This window comes from Streptomyces sp. NPDC050388, assembly GCF_040655635.1.
Classification (GTDB): domain Bacteria; phylum Actinomycetota; class Actinomycetes; order Streptomycetales; family Streptomycetaceae; genus Streptomyces.
Genome location: NZ_JBFAKH010000085.1, coordinates 1 through 18,042, shown reverse-complemented (window position 1 = coordinate 18,042; position 18,042 = coordinate 1). Strand labels below are relative to the sequence as shown.

General features: G+C 67.4%; 10 protein-coding genes. 8 read left to right on the top strand and 2 right to left on the bottom strand.

Features of this window, described 5'->3' with window-relative positions; translation table 11 throughout:
- The first annotated feature begins 86 nt into the window (after positions 1-86).
- Positions 87-2,138, top strand: coding sequence for an ATP-binding protein (locus AB0I73_RS33300; protein WP_363043708.1), 2,052 nt, complete (start codon positions 87-89; stop codon positions 2,136-2,138).
- A gap of 159 nt (positions 2,139-2,297) precedes the next feature.
- Complete coding sequence (locus AB0I73_RS33295; RefSeq protein WP_363043706.1) at positions 2,298-2,603, top strand: hypothetical protein; 306 nt, start codon at positions 2,298-2,300, stop codon at positions 2,601-2,603.
- A gap of 288 nt (positions 2,604-2,891) precedes the next feature.
- Here AB0I73_RS33295 and AB0I73_RS33290 read toward each other — a convergent pair whose 3' ends face one another.
- Positions 2,892-4,220, bottom strand: coding sequence for a hypothetical protein (locus AB0I73_RS33290; RefSeq protein ID WP_363043704.1), 1,329 nt, complete (start codon positions 4,218-4,220; stop codon positions 2,892-2,894).
- Positions 4,221-4,932: 712 nt separating this feature from the next.
- Between AB0I73_RS33290 and AB0I73_RS33285 the strand changes: the two genes are divergently transcribed.
- Both AB0I73_RS33285 and AB0I73_RS33280 read left to right on the top strand, forming a co-directional pair.
- Entirely contained in the window at positions 4,933-5,598 is a 666-nt protein-coding gene (locus tag AB0I73_RS33285; protein ID WP_363043702.1) for a maleylpyruvate isomerase family mycothiol-dependent enzyme, read from the top strand.
- Positions 5,599-5,768: 170 nt separating this feature from the next.
- A complete protein-coding gene (locus tag AB0I73_RS33280; RefSeq protein ID WP_363043700.1) occupies positions 5,769-7,283 on the top strand; it encodes a serine/threonine-protein kinase in 1,515 nt (504 codons plus the stop codon).
- A 446-nt stretch (positions 7,284-7,729) separates the two neighbouring features.
- Here AB0I73_RS33280 and AB0I73_RS33275 read toward each other — a convergent pair whose 3' ends face one another.
- Positions 7,730-8,494, bottom strand: coding sequence for a hypothetical protein (locus AB0I73_RS33275; RefSeq protein ID WP_363043698.1), 765 nt, complete (start codon positions 8,492-8,494; stop codon positions 7,730-7,732).
- Positions 8,495-8,543: 49 nt separating this feature from the next.
- Between AB0I73_RS33275 and AB0I73_RS33270 the strand changes: the two genes are divergently transcribed.
- From AB0I73_RS33270 to AB0I73_RS33255, 4 genes are all read left to right on the top strand, one after another.
- Positions 8,544-8,765, top strand: coding sequence for a hypothetical protein (locus AB0I73_RS33270; protein WP_363043696.1), 222 nt, complete (start codon positions 8,544-8,546; stop codon positions 8,763-8,765).
- Positions 8,766-9,098: 333 nt separating this feature from the next.
- Positions 9,099-12,314, top strand: a complete 3,216-nt coding sequence (locus AB0I73_RS33265) for a helicase-related protein (protein WP_363043740.1) — start codon at positions 9,099-9,101, stop codon at positions 12,312-12,314.
- Positions 12,311-15,100 carry a DUF1156 domain-containing protein gene (locus AB0I73_RS33260; protein WP_363043694.1) on the top strand — a complete coding sequence of 930 codons (2,790 nt, stop codon included), beginning with the start codon at positions 12,311-12,313 and terminating at the stop codon, positions 15,098-15,100. Before AB0I73_RS33265 ends, AB0I73_RS33260 begins: the two co-directional genes overlap by 4 nt.
- A gap of 2 nt (positions 15,101-15,102) precedes the next feature.
- Positions 15,103-17,961 carry a DUF499 domain-containing protein gene (locus AB0I73_RS33255; RefSeq protein ID WP_363043692.1) on the top strand — a complete coding sequence of 953 codons (2,859 nt, stop codon included), beginning with the start codon at positions 15,103-15,105 and terminating at the stop codon, positions 17,959-17,961.
- Positions 17,962-18,042: the final 81 nt, after the last annotated feature.

The following is an 18,042-nucleotide window of genomic DNA, read 5'->3' as shown; positions in this document are numbered from 1 at the left end:
GTGGATAGCCAGACTGCCGTCGGCGCCGAAGGGTTGTAGGGAGAAGCTGGAGATCCCTGGAAGGTGTTATTGGGCGTTGATGCGGGATGGACAATCCGTTCAGACCTGCTGAAGGATGCGCTGTCATGGCGGATCACGTACTTCTGGAAGCCGGGGACGACCTGGTGCGTCAGCTCTCGCACGAGCGAGAGGCCGTCAAGGCTGTCTTGGAACTGGTGTGGAACTCCCTCGATGCCGACGCCACCGAGGTCGACGTGGCCATTCAGCGATCCGGCACCACAGGCGTGGACAAGATCGTCGTTGCGGACAACGGCGACGGCATCACCCCGGAGAAGGCACGAACTGCCTTCAAACAGGTCGGCAACTCCGACAAGCGGGTGGGCGGCACGACTGACCGGCTTCAGCGCCCGCTCCACGGAAAGGCCGGCCGCGGACGCCTGCGGGCCTTTGCACTGGGCGATGCAACACGCTGGACGAGCACGGCCCGCGCACTGGACGGCCGCCTGATGCGCACCACGATCGAATCGGAGATCAGCCGGCGCACGACATGGCGCATCGACTCGCAGCCAGCACCCGATACGGACCGCACAGGAACAAAGGTTGAGCTCTGGGGAAAGCAGGCCAGCCACCTCAACAGGCTCCTGGAGCCGAAAGCCGCCACCCAGATCACGGCGGCTCTCGCGCCCTACCTGCTGACCTGGACCGACGTCCGGGTCACCTACGACGGCCAGCGCATCGACCCGCGCACCCAAATCCAGGACGAAGAGTCCGAGGACCTCACCTTCGACTACGAGGGGCAGCCCCATCCCTTCACCATCCGTCTGATCCACTGGCGCACCGGCACCGAACGCACCATCGCCCTGTGCGACGCTGCGAGCGCCCCGGTGGAGAGCATCGATGTCTCCACCGAGCACGCCGACTTCTCCTACACCGCCTACGTGCTGTGGGAGCCTATGCCCCGGCACCGCAACGAGATCCCCTTGATTATGCTGGGCGGCGACACACCCCTGGCCCCCCTGCTGCGGACTGCCCGCGATTGGATCGGCGCCCGACTCGAAGAACGCCGCCGGCGCCAGCGCCGCCAGCTCGTAGAGCGGTGGATAGAAGAAGGCGTCTACCCCTATCCTCGCCGGGCCGAAGGTGACCAAGCCCGCGCCGAACAGGCGACATTCGACCTGGTCGCCACCTCCATCAACCGCCACATCACAGGCGACAAGACGAAGAAGCGGCTCACGCTGTCACTGCTGCAGAACTCCCTCCGCCACAACCCCGACGAGATGGTGGAGATCCTGGAGAAGGTGCTGAGCCTGAGCGGTGACGACGTCAGCCACCTGCACGGCCTCCTCCAGCAGACCAGCCTGTCCAACATCATCCGGGCATCGTCCATCGTCACCTCACGACTACAGTTCCTGACCGCCCTCGAGCACCTGGTGTTCGACGTGGACACCTACGGGGCAGTCAAGGAACGCGACCACCTCCACAAGATCCTCGAACGCGAGCTGTGGGTATTCGGCGAAGAGTTCAACATGATGCGCAGCAGCGAGATCGGCCTGACCCGCATGCTGGAACACCACCGGCGCGCTGTCGGCTGGGGCCCGACTCCGGACGGGCCAGTCCGCGCGGTCGACGGCGGCACCAGACGAGTCGACCTCATGCTCTCCGCCGAAAGTCACGAGCACGACCGCGTCCGGCACCTCGTGATCGAGCTCAAGGCGCCCTCCGTCGACGCAGACCGTGACCAGGCCAACCAGGTCGACGACTACATGCAAGCCGTCCTCAAAGAACCGCGCTTCGCCAACGTCGAAACCACCTGGGACTTCTACCTCGTGGTCCGTTCGATCAAGGACAGGCTCAAGCCCGCCCTCCGTCAAGCCAACCAGCCAGAGGGCCTGTACAGCGAACCCACCCAATACGAGCACGCACGAGTCCGGGTCTGGGTGCGCACATGGTCGGAGATCTTGCGAGAAGCCAAGCAGCGGCTGGAGTTCGTCAAGAACGGCATGGATCACAACCCCTCCTTGGAACAGGCCCTCGCCTACCTCCGGCACCGCCACGGCGACCTCATCCCTGACCAGCTGCGTCAGGCGACTCCGGTCCCCGCGCCACGCACTGGGACAGCCCGCAATCCCGCTGTCTAACTCGGCTGAGGAGCACGCCCGAGTCGTCATGGTTGGGGCCGACCACGAACCCCGACCACATCTTCGTCCCCGCCACGCGCATCCCCGACCACGGCTGGTCGGACGGGCGGCGGCCTGTCCGAGATGACAATGAATTCGCACAAGCGATCCAATGCCGGTATGGACGCCACCGACTTCCCCGACGACCTGGTGCAGACGCAAGCCGCCTGGAACGCCACCTACCAAGCGCTCGCCGCCCACCACCGCCGTGACACCACCACCCTGCGTCGCCGCCTGCTGCGCCTGTCCGTACGGCTGTGGTGGCACCCGTATTGGGACACCGCCCGCTCGGTGTCGGCGGCGCGCACCGAGCTGCGGCAGCTGGCCCGCACCCGGGGGCAGCGAGGGCGGCATGAAGGCCCGCTCGGGAGCCGCCAGGAGCCGGGCTGCGACAAGGGTTGCGCCTACTGTTGCGCGGCCCGGTAGCACCCTCCCGTGTTCGTGCAGGTCAACACGCGGTCTCTGCGTGGTCGGCCCGCTGACATCCCCATTGCGGCCGCTTTCGCCCGTGTCCCTTGGCTGGAGTGAAGGAGAAGGGACGGGCGGGATGGGCGGCGTGGCCGGGGGTCGGGGCGTTGCTCAGTTGGTTGCGCGTCGGCTGGGGCCTCCGCGCCGGGCTGCCGCCCTGGCCACCACCGGAGCTGACGACCGCATCATGCTCGGCAGCGGCCTGGCCGGCCGGACCGGTGCGTGAGGAGGCAGGGCTGGGGCCCGCTACTTCTTCTTCTCCAACAGCTTGGCCGTGCTCACGCGGTCCGCGTCGATGAAGGGGTTGGCGGTTACGTCGAGGCCGAAGAGTGCGTAGATGTGGCGCAGCGCTTCGTAGGCGTCGCGTTCCGGGTCGCCCAGGGCCTTCCAGCTGTGGTTCCAGTCGTCGCTCGTGGCCAACTGGGGGGCGCCCCAGAACGGGAAGGCCGGGTCGTCACCGGAAGCGAGCGCACGTCCGGGCGGCCGGGTGAAGTCTGCGGCGACGATCCGGTGCGTCCATACGCCGTCGACCAGCGGCAGGACGTGCTGGTCGACCAGCCGGAAATACTCCAGCGTGATCTCGGTCAGCACGAACACGCTGATCCTGCGCGCCCCGCCGCCGTCGTTGTAGCGCTCCATCGCCCAGCCGAGCATCTCTGCCGTCGCCGACGCGGCCCCGGTGACCGCGCCGTCCGACTCGACCAGCAGACCGCGACGGGGAGCGTCGGTCAGCAGGAAGCCGCCCTCACGAGATTCCGGACGCTTGTATGCCGAGGACCAGTTGAAGGCGTGCGCCCCCCGGAGTGTGTCCTGGTTGCTCAGGACGTCCCGTAGGCCGCCGTCGGCGTACATGCCCGGGACAAGGCCGCGTGGACGATCGGGGATGCTTTGGAAGAAGAGCACCGGCGTCTCCTCCATCCCCAGGTCGGCGCGCAGGACCTCCCGGGCCTCCCCCCGGTCTGCGGCCGGCGCGGGCACGGCGGCATGGGCCCCGCGCCGCGCGCGTAGGCCGTCGTTCAGGAGCCGGTACACCTCGTCCTGCGGAAGAAAGGCCGTGGTGTCGCCGTTGCGGATCGGGACCGTCCAGCTGTTCTTGATGAACTGGCCATTGTCGGTGATGCCCCGGGTGACCATCGCCCAGCGGTCGGCCTCGGGCAGTGCCGGTACCTCGATCACGAAGTAGTGCCCGGACACCTCTGGATCACCCTCGGGGTGGTCGTACCAGAAGAACTTCACCTTGAGCAGCGGGCGTACGTACTCCGTGATGACGTCCTTGTACTTCGTGCTGTCGACCAGCTTCTTGTCGAAGGGCGTCGCCTTCTCCGCGACCTCGTAGAGCTCAGTCTGCTTCTTCTTCGCCTTGAAGCCGCACACGAGCAGCCCGCCGCCGGCGTTCGAAAACGCGGCGACGTCCTTGGCGAGCTCGAACTTGCCCCTGTCGGTGCTCAGGTCGTACGGCCCTTCGGGCGGGACGCTCTTGAAGTCGACCCACTCACTCTCCGGTGTACCCACGATCTCGTACGGCTGCTGTGCGGCGAGATAGGAGACGAGCTGAACCATGCTGTCGGCGGCCATGCCGCCGGAGCCTACGCGCATGAGGGCGTCGCCCGCATGGAGTAACGCGGCGCGCCGACCTGCGACATCTGTCCCTTGGCTGGAGTGAAGGAGAAGGGACAGGGCGGGATGGGCGGCGCGGACGCAGCCTGGGCGTGCTCGCCGATGCTGCGCGTCGGTGCCGGAGCCGCGCCCGGCTGTCATCCCTGCTCCGGCTCCTGGTACTTGCGCCGTATCGCGCTGGCAGCCCCGGCCTCGGTGCCGAGGTGGGGGCTGCCAGCAGCGGTGTACGGCGAGCTCAGCGGGGGCGCTGGGTCACTGGTGCTGGCGGCGCCGCGGAGGATGCCGTAGCCCGCCGTACGGGCGAGAGCGCGCAGGCGACGGTGGCGGCCGTCGTCCAGGAGCTGCCGCCTCTGGTCCCGGATCCGGGACCAGAGGCGGCGTGCCTGATCACCCCCCGAAGGACTTCCGGAGCTGACCACTTAGCGATCAGACGGCTCCAAAATGTCGATGAGAACTGGCAACGCTGGGCAGCCGCTGGTGAGCTTGGCGTGCCAACTGCGGTAGCTGCCGGTGCGCGTGCGATCCGGGTTCAGGCGCCGGAGAAAAGATCGCTCACTGGCGATGACTTTGCTCCGGAGCAAGAGTCTCCTTCGGGAACGCCCCTGCCGGACGTCCACTGTTCGGGCCGGGGACAACGCAGATCACGATCCTTGGCAGGAGTCCAGCCCATATGACTGATCCGGCACTGACAGCAGACCGCCATCGCGAGACCGGGCTCTGGTCCTTGATCCGCACCGAGCGAGCGGCGCTGGCGGCCGATCTCGCAGATCTGACGGACGAGCAGTGGGCAACACCGTCGCTCTGCGCCGGCTTGACGGTGCGTGAGGTGCTGGCGCACCTGACCGCGGGCGCGAGCCTCAACGCCGTGAGCTGGCTGGCGGGTGTGATCCGCTGCCGGTTCGACTTCGACAAGCAGGTGGCCATGCGGCTGGCCGAGCAGCTCGGCGCGACCCCGGGCGAGACCCTTGAACGTTTCCGGCGCATTGTCCCGAGCACGACCAAGCCTCCCTTGCCCGCCATCGCCATGCTGGGCGAGACGATCGTGCACGGAGAAGACATCCGGCGCCCACTGGGCATCCGCCGCGACTATCCGATCGGGGTCGTCATAGAGACGGCCGAGTACTACCAGGGCTCAGACCTCGTGGTCGTTGCCAAGGGACGCATCGGTGGCCTGAGACTTGTAGCGGATGACGGCCCGTTCACGACCGGGTCCGGGCCTCTCGTGTCCGGCCGCACCTTGTCCCTGGTAATGGCCATGACCGGGCGCGCGACGTACTGCGACGATCTCGAAGGTGACGGTGTGGAACTCCTCCGCAGTCGCTGCGGGACAGCGTGACACGATGTCGTGGCATCCAGCCCGGCTTCGGACCAGTGGCCGACGTGATCTGGGGCTGACCCGATGTGAATGGTCATTGTCGTCCCGAAGCCGGGATCGGAAGGACCCGCCCCTCCACACAGGGCTACGATCACGCCCTGACCGGTGACGACACCATGGAGGGCACGGCGGTGGACACGGCTGGACTGCCGGACCGGATAGGCCCCTACCGGCCGCTGCGACGCCTCGGGGCCGGCGGCATGGGCACGGTCTACTTCGCGCATCCACCGGGCGAGACGCCCGTGGCGGTGAAGGTGCTCCACCCGGAGTTCGCGGTGGACGCGGTGCACCGCCGCCGGTTCGCCCGCGAGGTCGCCACCCTGACCAAGATCTCCGGCCCGTACCTGCTCGAGCTGACCGCCGCCGACGCGCAGGCCGACCGGCCCTGGCTGGCCACCCCCTACGTCGCGGGCAGCACCCTGGCCGAGCACGTCCAAGCCCACGGACCCCTCACCGGAGCCTCCCTGGCGACGTTCGCCGCGGCCACCGCGCACGCACTGACCTGCATCCACCGCGCCGGTGTCGCCCACCGCGACCTTAAGCCCACGAACGTGATCCTGGCCGCCGACGGCCCTCGCGTGGTGGACTTCGGCATCGCACACCACTTGGACGCCACCGCCGTGACCGCGACCCGCATGACCACCGGGACACCCGGCTGGATGGCCCCCGAACAGCTGGAGCGTGCCACCACCACAACCGCCTCGGACCTGTTCGCCTGGGGACTGCTGACCGCTTACGCCGCCACCGGCCGGCACCCCTTCGGGGCACCGATCGGGATCGAGTACCGCATCGTCGCCGCCGAACCCGAACTCGACGGCGTACCCGCCCAGCTGGCCGACCTGGTGGCCGCGGCCCTGGCCAAGGACCCGGCCGCACGGCCCCCGGCCGCCGAACTCGCCTCCCGGACTGCTGCCCTCAACGGACCCGCCGGTGCTGCGGCCTTCCCCACCCTCACCGACGCCCGCACCACCCTTCTCCCCGCGCTGCCCGCCACCTTGTGGGCACCACCCACCGCAGTATCCGAGCCCGCCCCCGACATCTCCAGCGCCCCCACCGCCATCGTCACCGCTGCTGCCCCGGCCGCGACGGATCCCCGGGCCCGGCTCCTGGCTGCCCTGGAGGAGATCGGCACACTGAAGGAGGAAGCCACCCGCACCAGCGAGCGGCTGGCAAGAAGCCTCACAACCCGCGACAGCGGTCGCTCCGAGGCGACGGCCCTGAGATCGTTCATCGGACTGCATACTTCCACCGCTCGTCTGGCCGCCATGTACCTGAACTTCGGCGACGACGCGCAAAGCGCAGATGCTCTGCATGAGCTGCTCCAGAACGCCCCCCACAGGGCCGTCGAAGCGATCACCTACTTCCGCGGTCCAGGTGCCTCCGTACTGGAGCGAACTGGTTATCAGGGCAACGCGCTCGACCTCGCCCACCGGCTGGTCAGCATCACCCACGACGCCTTGCCAGTGATCGCCGATCACATCGCCCGCCACGACCCCGACTTCCCAGAGCTGCCCGATGCCCTCCGTCGAACGTGGCAGAACGCCGCCAACGCTGCACGACGATCCACCGCTGCCCCGCAGCAACCAGCCACTGCCCCGCCATGCCCTGCCGCCAGCCGCCGGAGGATGCGCTGGTGGCGCGCTTGAGGCCCTCCTCCACGGACCGCTGCCGGAGCACTGCGCCCATGACGTCCGGCCACCCCGGCACCGGAATCCGGCAGCGGACCACCGTCACCGAACTCGCTCCTGTCGATCTTGAGATCTTCGCCGGCCCCGACCTGTGACGTACCCACCTGCCGACCGCGGACTTCGTGAGATGCGATGTGTCGGGTTCGTGTCAGTGAAGTGGTCGGCAGTCGCCGGCGGCTGCTTTCCGCCGTCTTTTCGCTGGTCATGGTGGGGGCGGGTGACGGTCCGCTGCTGGCATGAGGGTGACGTGGGCAGCGGGGCTCACTGTCACGACGCGGTATGTCCCGTGGTGCACTGACGCGAGGCCGGGATGTCGCACGCCGGGCCTTCGTGGGTTCGTCAGTCGACGAGGTAGTGGGCTTCGATGTAGGCGACGGTGGAGTCATACGGCTCCCCCACCGGCTTCAGCGTGTACCGGCGGAAGACCGCGGCGGTGGCGCGGCGGACGCCGCGGTTGCGGGCGTCGGCGTTGTCCCAGGAGCGGGTGAGGGTGTGGGTGACGACCTGGTCGATCTCCTCGGCCAGGTTCCTCTCTGTGGCGGTGAGGCCGGGCGGTGCGTGGTCGTGGATGATCCGGGACAGGACGCCCACGTGGTCGTCGTCCAGCACGACGACGGCTTGATCGGGGTGCTTCTGGGCGTCCACGATGGGGCGGGCGACCCAAGTGCTTCGGCCAGGAACTCCAGGGCGTCCTGGGCGTTTTGGATGATCCGGTCCCGCAGCAGTTTGATCCGCTCGGCGAGGGCGGTGTACTTCGCGGAAGCCGGGTCGACGCCGTTGTCGAGGGCGGCCTTGATGTGGTCCAGGATCTTCGCCGCCGTCGGCGGCCTCTTGTCCTGGTCGTCGCCCGTGGCGGGCTTGGGGCGGACGAGGGCCAGCAGCTCCTTGAGGATGGCGATGCCCTGGGCGTCCAGGACGAGGGGTTCCTCCTGGGAGGCGACCACGGAGAAGGAGTGGACGTGGGCGTTGATGATCTCCAGGACCATCGGTCCCAGCTCGGCCAGCCGTTCCTTCCGCTCCTCGTCGGAGGACTTCTTGAACAGGGTCGTGTACACGGACCCGAACAGGCCGAAGCCGTCCCGGTACTTGGCGACCCGCTTGTCGGTGTTGATGAGCGGATACAGGCGGGCCAGGAGCCGGTAGTCCCTGGTTGAACACTGCGGCGGCATCGGGGTGGGCGTCCAGGAAGACGTTGATGGCGCGCACGGACTCGTAGCCGTGGACCGTGAGGTCCAGGCCGTCCACGTCCGCGAGGAGGTCTTCGATGCGGGCGAAGGTGGTGCGGAACTCGGCGACCAGCTCGGACAGGTCGGTGACGAACCCGCCGCCCTTGCCGGCCCCCGCCGCAGTGGGGTCGGCGACGACGTCCGCGAGGCCACCCGAGTCCTTCAGGCCTTCGAGCACCATCCTTACCGGCGCCATCACCGTGACCACGGCTGACCAGCTCGCCGCCATCGCCGACCGCGCGCTGAACCCATGAACCCGCACCCGGAACCGAGGAGTTATTTTTCGACAGCTCCCTGGCGGCAGACCCGCTGGCAGCGTCACCACAAGCATCATCGCTGTCAGCCGGGCATCGACTGCAGTCTGCTGCTGCGCGGGTCTACTCGTCGGTGATACGGCTGCCGAACGCGCGACCGAAGTTGTGCGATACGTCGCTGTTAGGATGCGCCCCGAGGCGCCATGGGAAGGCCTCAAGGGAGAGATCACATCAACGCTCCATCCTCCGAGCGGTTTTTGATGCTGGGTTAGGGAGAGGGGTGAGTTGTGAGCATGATTGACCCGGAGAGTCTGCCAGTTCGTGGTGCTCAGCTCCGCGTTGACGGCGAGATGGTCACCGTCATCGCCGCTGCACCTACCGACGACGGCGCTGACCTGGTTGTTCGCGGCGGTGACGGCACGCTCGCCGACATTGCGCTGAGCTTTGATGAGCTGCGCGCGGCTGCCGTGCCTGTCAACGACGCCCAGGGCGACCCCGGTCGGGCACTGGCCGCGTTATGGGGACGGTGGATGCAGTACGCCGTCCCCCGTATTCGGTCCGCGGTGCTTGCTACGCGCCCGCTGCGGCCGTATGCGCACCAGGACGAGGCCGTCTTCAGCCACATGCTTGCCCAGCCACGTCTGCGGTTCCTGCTTGCTGACGAGCCGGGCACCGGCAAGACGATCATGACGGGCATGTACATAGCCGAGGGCACCCGACGAGGTCTGGTGCCCGGCAGGACAGTGATCATTGTGCCCGCGCACTTGGTGGAGAAGTGGAAGCGGGACCTGCGCCGCTACTTCGCGATCGAGGCGGCCACGATCACCCCGGAGGTCGCGCGGGACCCTCGTGACCTTGATCCGCGCGTCAGCGTATGGGTCGTGAGCGTGGATCTGTACACCTACAACCCGGACGTCCGGCGCAAGATCTCCGGGGCCCGAGCATCGTGGTCGCTCACCGTCTTCGACGAGGCGCACCGGCTGACCCCCACCTCCCAGTACCTCGGCGCCGCGCGGGAGGTGGCGAACCGCACCCACCACCTCCTGCTGCTCACTGCCACGCCGCACCGCGGCAAGGAGCACTACTTCCGTGGTCTGCTCAGCCTCCTCGACCCCACGCTGTACCCGTGGGACTCGCGGCAGACCGAATACCCCAACGCACTGAGGCCCTCGACGCTGTCCTTCCTGCGCAGGATGAAGGAGGAGCTGAAGGACTTCGATGGGGAGCCGCTCTTCCCGCCACGCTACGCCGAGACCGTGACCATCGACCTCAGCGGCTCCGAGCTGGCCGCGTACACCGCGGTCATGGACTACGTCGATGGCTACTACGGCGAGAATGCGACCCTGGCCCGCTCCATCTACGGCAAGCGCGCTGCCTCCTCGCTGGTGGCCGCCGCCGCCACGATCAAGCGACGCCACGAGGCACTCAAGGGGCCGGCCTTCCTGCGGATCGGCGGCCCCGTGCCCGATGAGTTCACGCGGGGAGACGGGTCGGTCGACCTGGCCGTCGAGGACGACGAGGCCTGGAAGCGTGCCGAGGGCGTCGTCGTCACCGCACGCAGCCGCAACAAAAGCGAAGAGCTCACGGCGATCGACGGGGTCATCGCAGCCATCCGACAGGCCACAGCCTCAAGCCCGTCCACCAAGTGGTTACGCCTGGAGAAGCTCCTCGCTCACCACAGCATCGCGCCCGGACAGGGCCAACTGCTGGTCTTCACCGAGTTCGCCGACACCGCCCGCTGGCTCGCCGGCCGATTCACCCACGCCGGGTACAGCGTCGAGACCCTCGAGGGCGCAGTCCGGCACCACGAGCGCGACCAACTCCAGCAGCGCTTCCTCGCCGGCGGATTCCAGATCCTCGTCTCCACCGATGCCGGCGGCGAGGGGATCGACTTGCAGTCCGCGCACGTCATGATCAACTGGGACATCCCGTGGTCCCTGGTCCGCCTCGAACAGCGCATGGGCCGACTGCACCGCATCGGCCAGACCAAGCCGGTGCACATCTACCACCTCGTCGCCCCCCAGACCCGCGAGGGCCGGGTCCAAGAGGTCATGCTCGGTAACCTCGAGGCCGCAGGCCAAGCACTCGGCGGAAGAATCTTCGACCTGCTCGACGCGGCCGCCGCCCGCGCTGGTTTCGACTACACCCGCGCGCTCGTCGACGCTCAAGCCGGGCAGGCCGTCACCGTCCCCGACACAGCCGAGCTGCTGTCCAAAGCCCGGGAACTGGTCAACGACGAGGACCGGCTCCACACCCCCGCCAACACCGAGGCCGCGCTTGACCGGTTCCGCCGTGACCGCCTCGAGGCGATCAACCCCGTCATCGTCGACGGCTTCGTCGACCAACTCGCCCGCGCCGAGCAGTGGCGCCTCGGCCCGGGCCCGGCCAAGGGCATACGCCGCGTCACCTCAACCCGGCTGTTACCCCCGGCACTCGGCGGCGAACACGACGCGCTGATAGCCGCCGACGGCGCCTCCGTCCGACAGGCCATCAACGACGGTGCCCAAGGACTGGACGACGCCGTCGTCCTTGGCCCCACCGAAGAATCGTTCGCCGAACTGATCGACCTCGCGCTGCGCACCGGCGAGAGCGAACTCATCCGCGGCACCATCCTCACCGACCCCGCCTCACTGACGAACTACACCCTCCTGGTCTACGACGCCGAGGTCGAGGTACACGACGGCATCCGCCGCCAGCGCCGCAAGTCCCCAATCCTCATCCGGTACTCGGGCGCCGGCGCATTCGAGACCGCCTGGGAATCCCTCATGCTGCTCAGGCCGACCGGCACGGGCCACACCGCGCCACCCCTGTCGCCGGCGCTGCGGCACGACAGCGAGCTGGAAGCCCGCGCAGCACTCACACGTGAGGTCACACGCGCCCGCGCGGAGCAGGAGACGTGGGTCGACAAGGCCCGCCGACAACTCGACCAGGTCGAGTACCGCTACATGGACGAACTCGAAGAGCTGCCCGCCGCTGAACGACGCGAGCGAATGGCCCGCTTCGAGGAACTCAAGCGCCACCGTCTCGCCCAGCTCGACGACATCAGCAAGGTCGGACAGAGCGCTCCCCGCCTGATCGGCTGGACACACGTGGCCGGCGAGGCCCGCGCCGACCAGCTCGGCTACGACCCCGACAGCGAAGCAATCGCCGTGGCCACCGTCCTGGCCGAGCTCGACCGGCTCGGCTTCGACGTGGACGACCGCCAGACCGCCGGCGTCGGCTACGACCTGCTCGCCCGGCACCGCACCACCCGGGAGCAGCGCCTCATCGAGGTCAAGGGCGTCCAGGCCGGCCTGGAACCCGTGTGGCTGGAGCAGCACGAGTGGGCCCAGGCACAGCAACGTGGCCAGGACTACTGGCTCTACGTCGTCGTCGACTGCGCCACGTCCCCGACAGTCCTCATCCGGGCCCAGGACCCGGCAGGACTGCTGGCCGCCGGCCCTCGGCGCATCGAGCGGTTCAAGATCAAGGTTGCCGACCTGCGTCGGCTGATGGGAGAGCAGCGGTGACCACCACCGACCAGGCACCGACGGCTAACACGGCAGCTACTGGTACCACCGTCACTGATGTGCGCAGCCGTCTGATCGACCACTGGTTCCCCTGCTCCTCGGTCGATGACGCCGTCGGTACTCCGGCCGGATCCGGCCGCAGCGAAAAGGCGCTCTTCACCTGGTTCGCCTCCCGCCCCATCGCTCAGGCTCGTGCGGCCGTACTTACAGCGCTACTGCCTGACCAGACGATTCACCGTGACGATGTGCGTGCCGCGATCGAGCGCGGAGACCTCGCAGCGCAGCAGCGCCTCCGCCAGGCGGTCGCCGCGCAGTACTCGGCCAATCGCCCTGTTGTCCTTGACATGTTCAGTGGACGCGGCATCATCCCGCTCGAAGCCGCGCGCCTCGGTGTCACTGCCGTCGGCACGGATCTCAGCCCAGTGGCTACCTTGGCCGGTCGTCTGTTGGCCGACTACCCGCTGCGGGACTGGTCGGCGGAGCCGGATCTGCCCTTCGGGGCGCCTTCGACCGATGAGGGGCTGTTCGACCCGGACGAGCCTCGTCTGCTCAAGGACGTACGTTTGGTGCTGGCCGAGGTTGGGGCACGGGTTGCGTCGGCCGTATCTCCGCTCTATCCACGGAGCAGCAACGGCGCCTTCCCCTGGGCCTACCTGTGGGCGGTCACCATCCCCTGCGACAACTGCAAGCGCCGCTTTCCCCTGATCGGCTCCCTCGTCCTCCGACACCCGTATCGGCGCACGGAAGATCACGGGCAGGCGCTGCGGCTGGTCATCGAACAGGACACATGGCGAACCGAGGTCATTGAGGGACCACCGATCCAGGAGCCAACCTTCGCGGCAGCTTCCGGCAAGAAGGGGAAGAGCGCACGGTGCCCATTCCCCACCTGTGGTCACGTGCACACCCTCGAGTCCGTGAAGAGCATGGGGCATGCAGGACAATACCGCGATGCTCTCCTCGCCGTGGGCGAGGAGCTCGAGGGGCCCCGCAAGATCTTCAGGGTACCGACCGAACAGGAGAGCAGCGTCGCCATATCGGTGGACCTGTCTTCCTTGCCGCCGCTGGCCGACCTCCACGCCGTACCCGATGAGGTCATCCCCGCGGGGAATCAGGACACCGTAAGGGCCAGCGCATACGGCTACCGCACTTACGGGGACCTGATGAACGCGCGGCAGACGACCAAGTTCGTCGCGACCGTTCGTGCCATTCAGGACATCGCTAATGAGTGCGTCGCGGCTGGCGTCAGCTCCGAGTACGCCACGGCACTTGCCGGGTATGCAGCCGCCAACCTGCCTCGCCAACTGCGCGTCGCCACCCGCGGCGCCAAACTGCGCAGTCACGGCAACCCGAACGGCACAGCTCAAAACCGCGTGCAGGTCGACCACGTCTTCTCTAACGAGAGCAAGGTCTCGTTCAACTTCGACTACGCCGAAGCCGGACCGGGAGAAGGCCCGGGTACCTGGGCCAGTGTCAGCGAAAGCGGCCTTAACGCCCTTAAAAAGGTGCTTAAGGAGTCACCCGCTGGCCGCCCCGGGCGGTTCCGGCGAGCTTCTGCGGTCGCCCTTCCGTTCCGGGACGGGTCCGTGGACGCCGTCATCACGGACCCTCCCTACTACAACATGATCGATTACGGCGACGTGTCGGACCTCTTCTACGTCTGGCTTCGCCGCACGCTTCGCGAGCTGATGCCGGACCTGTTCGACCACGCCGGACGCGACGGATTGCAAGACAAGACCGACGAGATCATCGTCAAGCGCGGCAACGCCCCCGGAGAGCACCGCACCCGCGACTTCTACGAGCAAATGCTCAGCCGTGCCTTCGGCGAGGCGCGACGGGTGCTGCGCGCGGACGGCCACCTCGTCGTCGTGTTCGGGCACTCCGACCCCGACGCGTGGCGACGGCTGCTCGGCGCCCTGCACGATGCCGGGTTCGTCGTCACCAGCTCCTGGCCGTCGAGGACCGAGACGGCTGCGACCGGCGTGGCGAGCATCAAGGTCACGGTCACGATCGGCTGCCGCGTCGTCTCCGAGAACCGGCCAGTCACCACCGTGGCCCAGGCGGACCGTGAAGTCGCCGAGCGGGTCAAGGCCGCCGCACGGGAGTGGGACCGCGACGGCCTCGCCCTCACTGACCAGCTCATGGCCGCCTACGGGCCGACGATGGAGGTCTACGGCCGTTACGCCAAGATCCTCAAGCCCGACGGCAGCCAGGCCGAGCTCGACCGTTACCTCACACTGGCACGCACCGCGGTCCGCGACGCCACGGCGCTCAAGCTGGACGAGCTGCCGCTCGAGACGTTCGACGCACCGACCCGCTTCGCCGTCTTCTGGCAGCGGCTCTACGCCCGCTCGGACGTCCCGAAAGGCGAGGCCCGCTTCCTGGCCCAGGCAGACAACCTTCGCCTGGAAGAACTACGCGGCGCGCTGCTCACGGAGAGCAAGAGCGGTTACAAGCTGCGTCTGGACGCCCCAAGCGCCATCAGCGAAAAATCCTCGACGTTCGAGGTGGTCCGGGCCATGGCCACCGCCTGGGACCAGGGCGCCACCGAAGGCGTCGCCGCCGTCGTCACCCAGTCCGAACGACAGGCCACCGACGCGCACTTGTGGGCCGTCGTCGGCGAGATCCTCTCGCAACTGCCGCCCAGCGACGCAGTTGCCAAGGCACTCACTGCCATTCAACGCAACGCCGGCACCATCACCAGCCTGGCCCAGCACGTCGCCACCGAACTCGCTGCCGGCGAGCGCGAAGAGCAGCTCTCCCTGTCGTTTTCCACCAAGGAGTCTTGAGCATGTCGACCGACACCGCTTCGCACTGGGCAGATGTCCTGGCACTGCGGCCCGAGGTCACAGCGTCCGACGGGTCGGTCGGCGAGCTGCAGATGAGCCTGCACAAGGCCGTCTACCAGACCGTTGACGTGCCCTACCGCAAGGTTGACTACTACGGCGACATCACCCAGCCCACCCCGAACATTGTCGGCTTCTTCAGCCGCATCGCCCGCCGCCTGGGCACCGATGCCGAGGCCACGGCGCTGTTCCACCTGGACCAGGGCATGGGCGGAGGCAAGAGCCACGCCTTGGTCGGGCTCTACCACATGGCCAACTCGCCGCAGGAGTTCTTCGCCACGGAGCTGGGCCGAAAAGTCCGTGGTGAGGCGGAACAAGGCGGCACCGGTGTAGACCTCACCGATGCCCAGGTTGTTGTTCTCACGGCAGATTACTTCAGCCCCGGCAGGACCAGTGAGACATTCGGTCCGGCCACGAACCTGTTTGAGCGGTTCCTGTGGTCACTGACCGACGGAGACATGGACCGCTACCAGAGCTACGTCGATGCCGGCCCGAACAAAGGAACGCTGCAAAAGGCGCTCAGCGATGCGGGCCGCCCGGTGCTCATCCTGCTCGACGAGCTCATGGACTACGTGCTGCAACTCGCCGACGGAACCAACGTCGACCGCATGCCCAACGAGAAGGCGTTCCTCAACGCGCTCATGGATGCCTGCGACGACGTTCCTCGCGTCGCCTTTGTTGTGGTCATGATTCGCAGTGAGCTCGACGAACGCGGATATCCGCCACTGGCCGAAGACTTTCGCAGCTATGTCTCCGAGCGGCTCGTGCGCAACGGCCCGAACGGCAGAGTCGCGGTGACCGAACCCCATGACTTCGCCTCGATCATTCAGCGCCGCCTGTTCGAGCCAGCCGATGTGAGCGTTGCGGCAGCGCAGGTGGCCAAGCAGTACGCCACGGTGAGCAAGGCCGGCTGGCGGGACAAGGTGCTCGACAAGCTCGGCCCGAACCGAGGACTGACCGGCTTTGCCGAGCGGGTCAAGGCGAGCTACCCCTTCCACCCCGAGCTCATGCGACTGGTGCGCGAGGAGTGGTCACAGGTCCAGAACTTCCAGCGCGTCCGCTCCACTGTCGCGATCTTCGCTCGGACCGCACTGCACTGGGTCACCGAGCACCAGGCCGGACGCTGGGCCCCCGCCCTCATCGGCGTCGGCGACATTCCGCTCACCACCACCCTCGAACAGCTGATGTCTTCCGGCCTGTTCATGGGCAACGACCGAGCCATCCAGGGATACCGCTCCGTCGCTACCACCGACATCACCAGCAGCGATGGGTCGGCGGGACGTGCGGTCACCATCGACCAACGGCTGCGCGCCGCCGGTGTTACCGCCGACCAGGACCACGCGGGCGTGCGCATGGCCACCGCCCTGTTTTGCTACTCGATGGTCGCCCGCCCACGCGGCGGCCGAGGAGCGACCAAGGCCGAGATGCTTGCCGCCATCCTCGAACCGTCTCCGGCCCCCGGAACCCCCTACACCGACGCCGAGGAGACCTTCAATGCCCTCACCGGCGAGGACGGCCTTGGCGCACTGGAGATTACCCAGCCGGCAAACGCACCCGGGCGCTACTACCTGTCGATCAAGCAGACGCTTCGGATGTACTTCACCGCTTCCCTCGCACTGGTGGACCTGCCCCTGTGCGAGAGGCTGATTTGGGAGCAGGCACAAAAACTCGCTAGCCCCGGGACCTTCGACGAAATCCGCTTCATCGACGCGCCGACCACCGGAGCCATCGACCTTGAGCGTACGTTCGAGGGGGTGGACTCCGCCGTCACCCGCCTCGTAGTACTCGACCCGCGCCGCTGGACTCTGCTCAACGGCAAGGACACCCTGAGCCGCGCCGAAATCACCGCTCTCCTCGGCCTCGGCCCCAATGCACTGCGCGTGGACAACGCCGCCAGCTGCGTCGTGGCCTGCGTGAACACACAGCGACGAGACGTAGCGCGCAAGCGCGCCAGGGAGGTCCTCGCCTGGCGCAGCGTTCTCAAGCAGATCGACCCCGAGGACATCGAGGAGTTCCGCGAAGCCACCACCAAGCTGACCGAGGCTGAAGACAAACTCAAGAGGGACATCGAAAAGGCCTTCCAGCACTATGCCTACCTCGTCCGCGTCTCGGACGGGCTGCACGTGGAGTTCAAGCGATTCAACGACGACAGCAAGTCATCCCTGCGCGGGGATGAGGTCTGGAAGGTACTTGCTGAGGCCGGGCGTGCCACGCGTGCAACAGAGCTATCGGCGGACTACCTCGCCGCCCTGCTGGACACCTTCGAGCGCACCCTCACCCCCCGCGAAGTCGTCCAGTCCTTCTACAAGAATCCCTTGTTCCCACTGGTCCCCACGCCCGATGAGATACGCCGGGCGATCTTCGCTCTGCTCCACAACGGCTGGGAACTGGCCGACTCCGATGGCGACAAGCTGGCCATCACCTCTTCGGAACACATCTCGATCGGCTCCATCAGCCAGAAACTTCGCCGTACTGTCAAGGAAGCCGAGGCCGTGCCCGTCACCGGCGGCACGTCCAAGAGCATCACGACGGTTACGCTTCCTGAGCAACGAGGCAGGTCAGTCCGCGACGCAGAGCAGGGCGGTCTGTTCGGCGACGACGACCAGGAGTACCGGGCCACGACGGGACAGGCCGGTGGGGTCAGCACCGAGGAAACCGCCCAAAGTGTCTCTGAACCTCCTTCCTTCAAGCGGTACATCATCGAGCTGACCAACCGCAGCATCACCGCTCCAGAGGCTCGCGAACAGGTCTGGCAGCTCCTCAAGGAACTGAGCAAGGTCCTCGACGCGCCTAAGAGCCCCTAACAAAATAGGGTGTTTGCATTATTCTGGGTGCACTGGTGCGAGTTCGTGCCGATCGGGAGGTGTGTGATGTCCCGCCCCAAG

Bases quoted from the DNA above. Each gene is read 5' to 3' on its own strand.
- AB0I73_RS33300 (WP_363043708.1), top strand. From the start codon at position 87: ATGGACAATCCGTTCAGACCTGCTGAAGGATGCGCTGTCATGGCGGAT.
- AB0I73_RS33295 (WP_363043706.1), top strand. From the start codon at position 2,298: ATGGACGCCACCGACTTCCCCGACGACCTGGTGCAGACGCAAGCCGCC.
- AB0I73_RS33290 (WP_363043704.1), bottom strand. From the start codon at position 4,220: ATGGCCGCCGACAGCATGGTTCAGCTCGTCTCCTATCTCGCCGCACAG.
- AB0I73_RS33285 (WP_363043702.1), top strand. From the start codon at position 4,933: ATGACTGATCCGGCACTGACAGCAGACCGCCATCGCGAGACCGGGCTC.
- AB0I73_RS33275 (WP_363043698.1), bottom strand. From the start codon at position 8,494: ATGCCGCCGCAGTGTTCAACCAGGGACTACCGGCTCCTGGCCCGCCTG.
- AB0I73_RS33265 (WP_363043740.1), top strand. From the start codon at position 9,099: ATGATTGACCCGGAGAGTCTGCCAGTTCGTGGTGCTCAGCTCCGCGTT.
- AB0I73_RS33255 (WP_363043692.1), top strand. From the start codon at position 15,103: ATGTCGACCGACACCGCTTCGCACTGGGCAGATGTCCTGGCACTGCGG.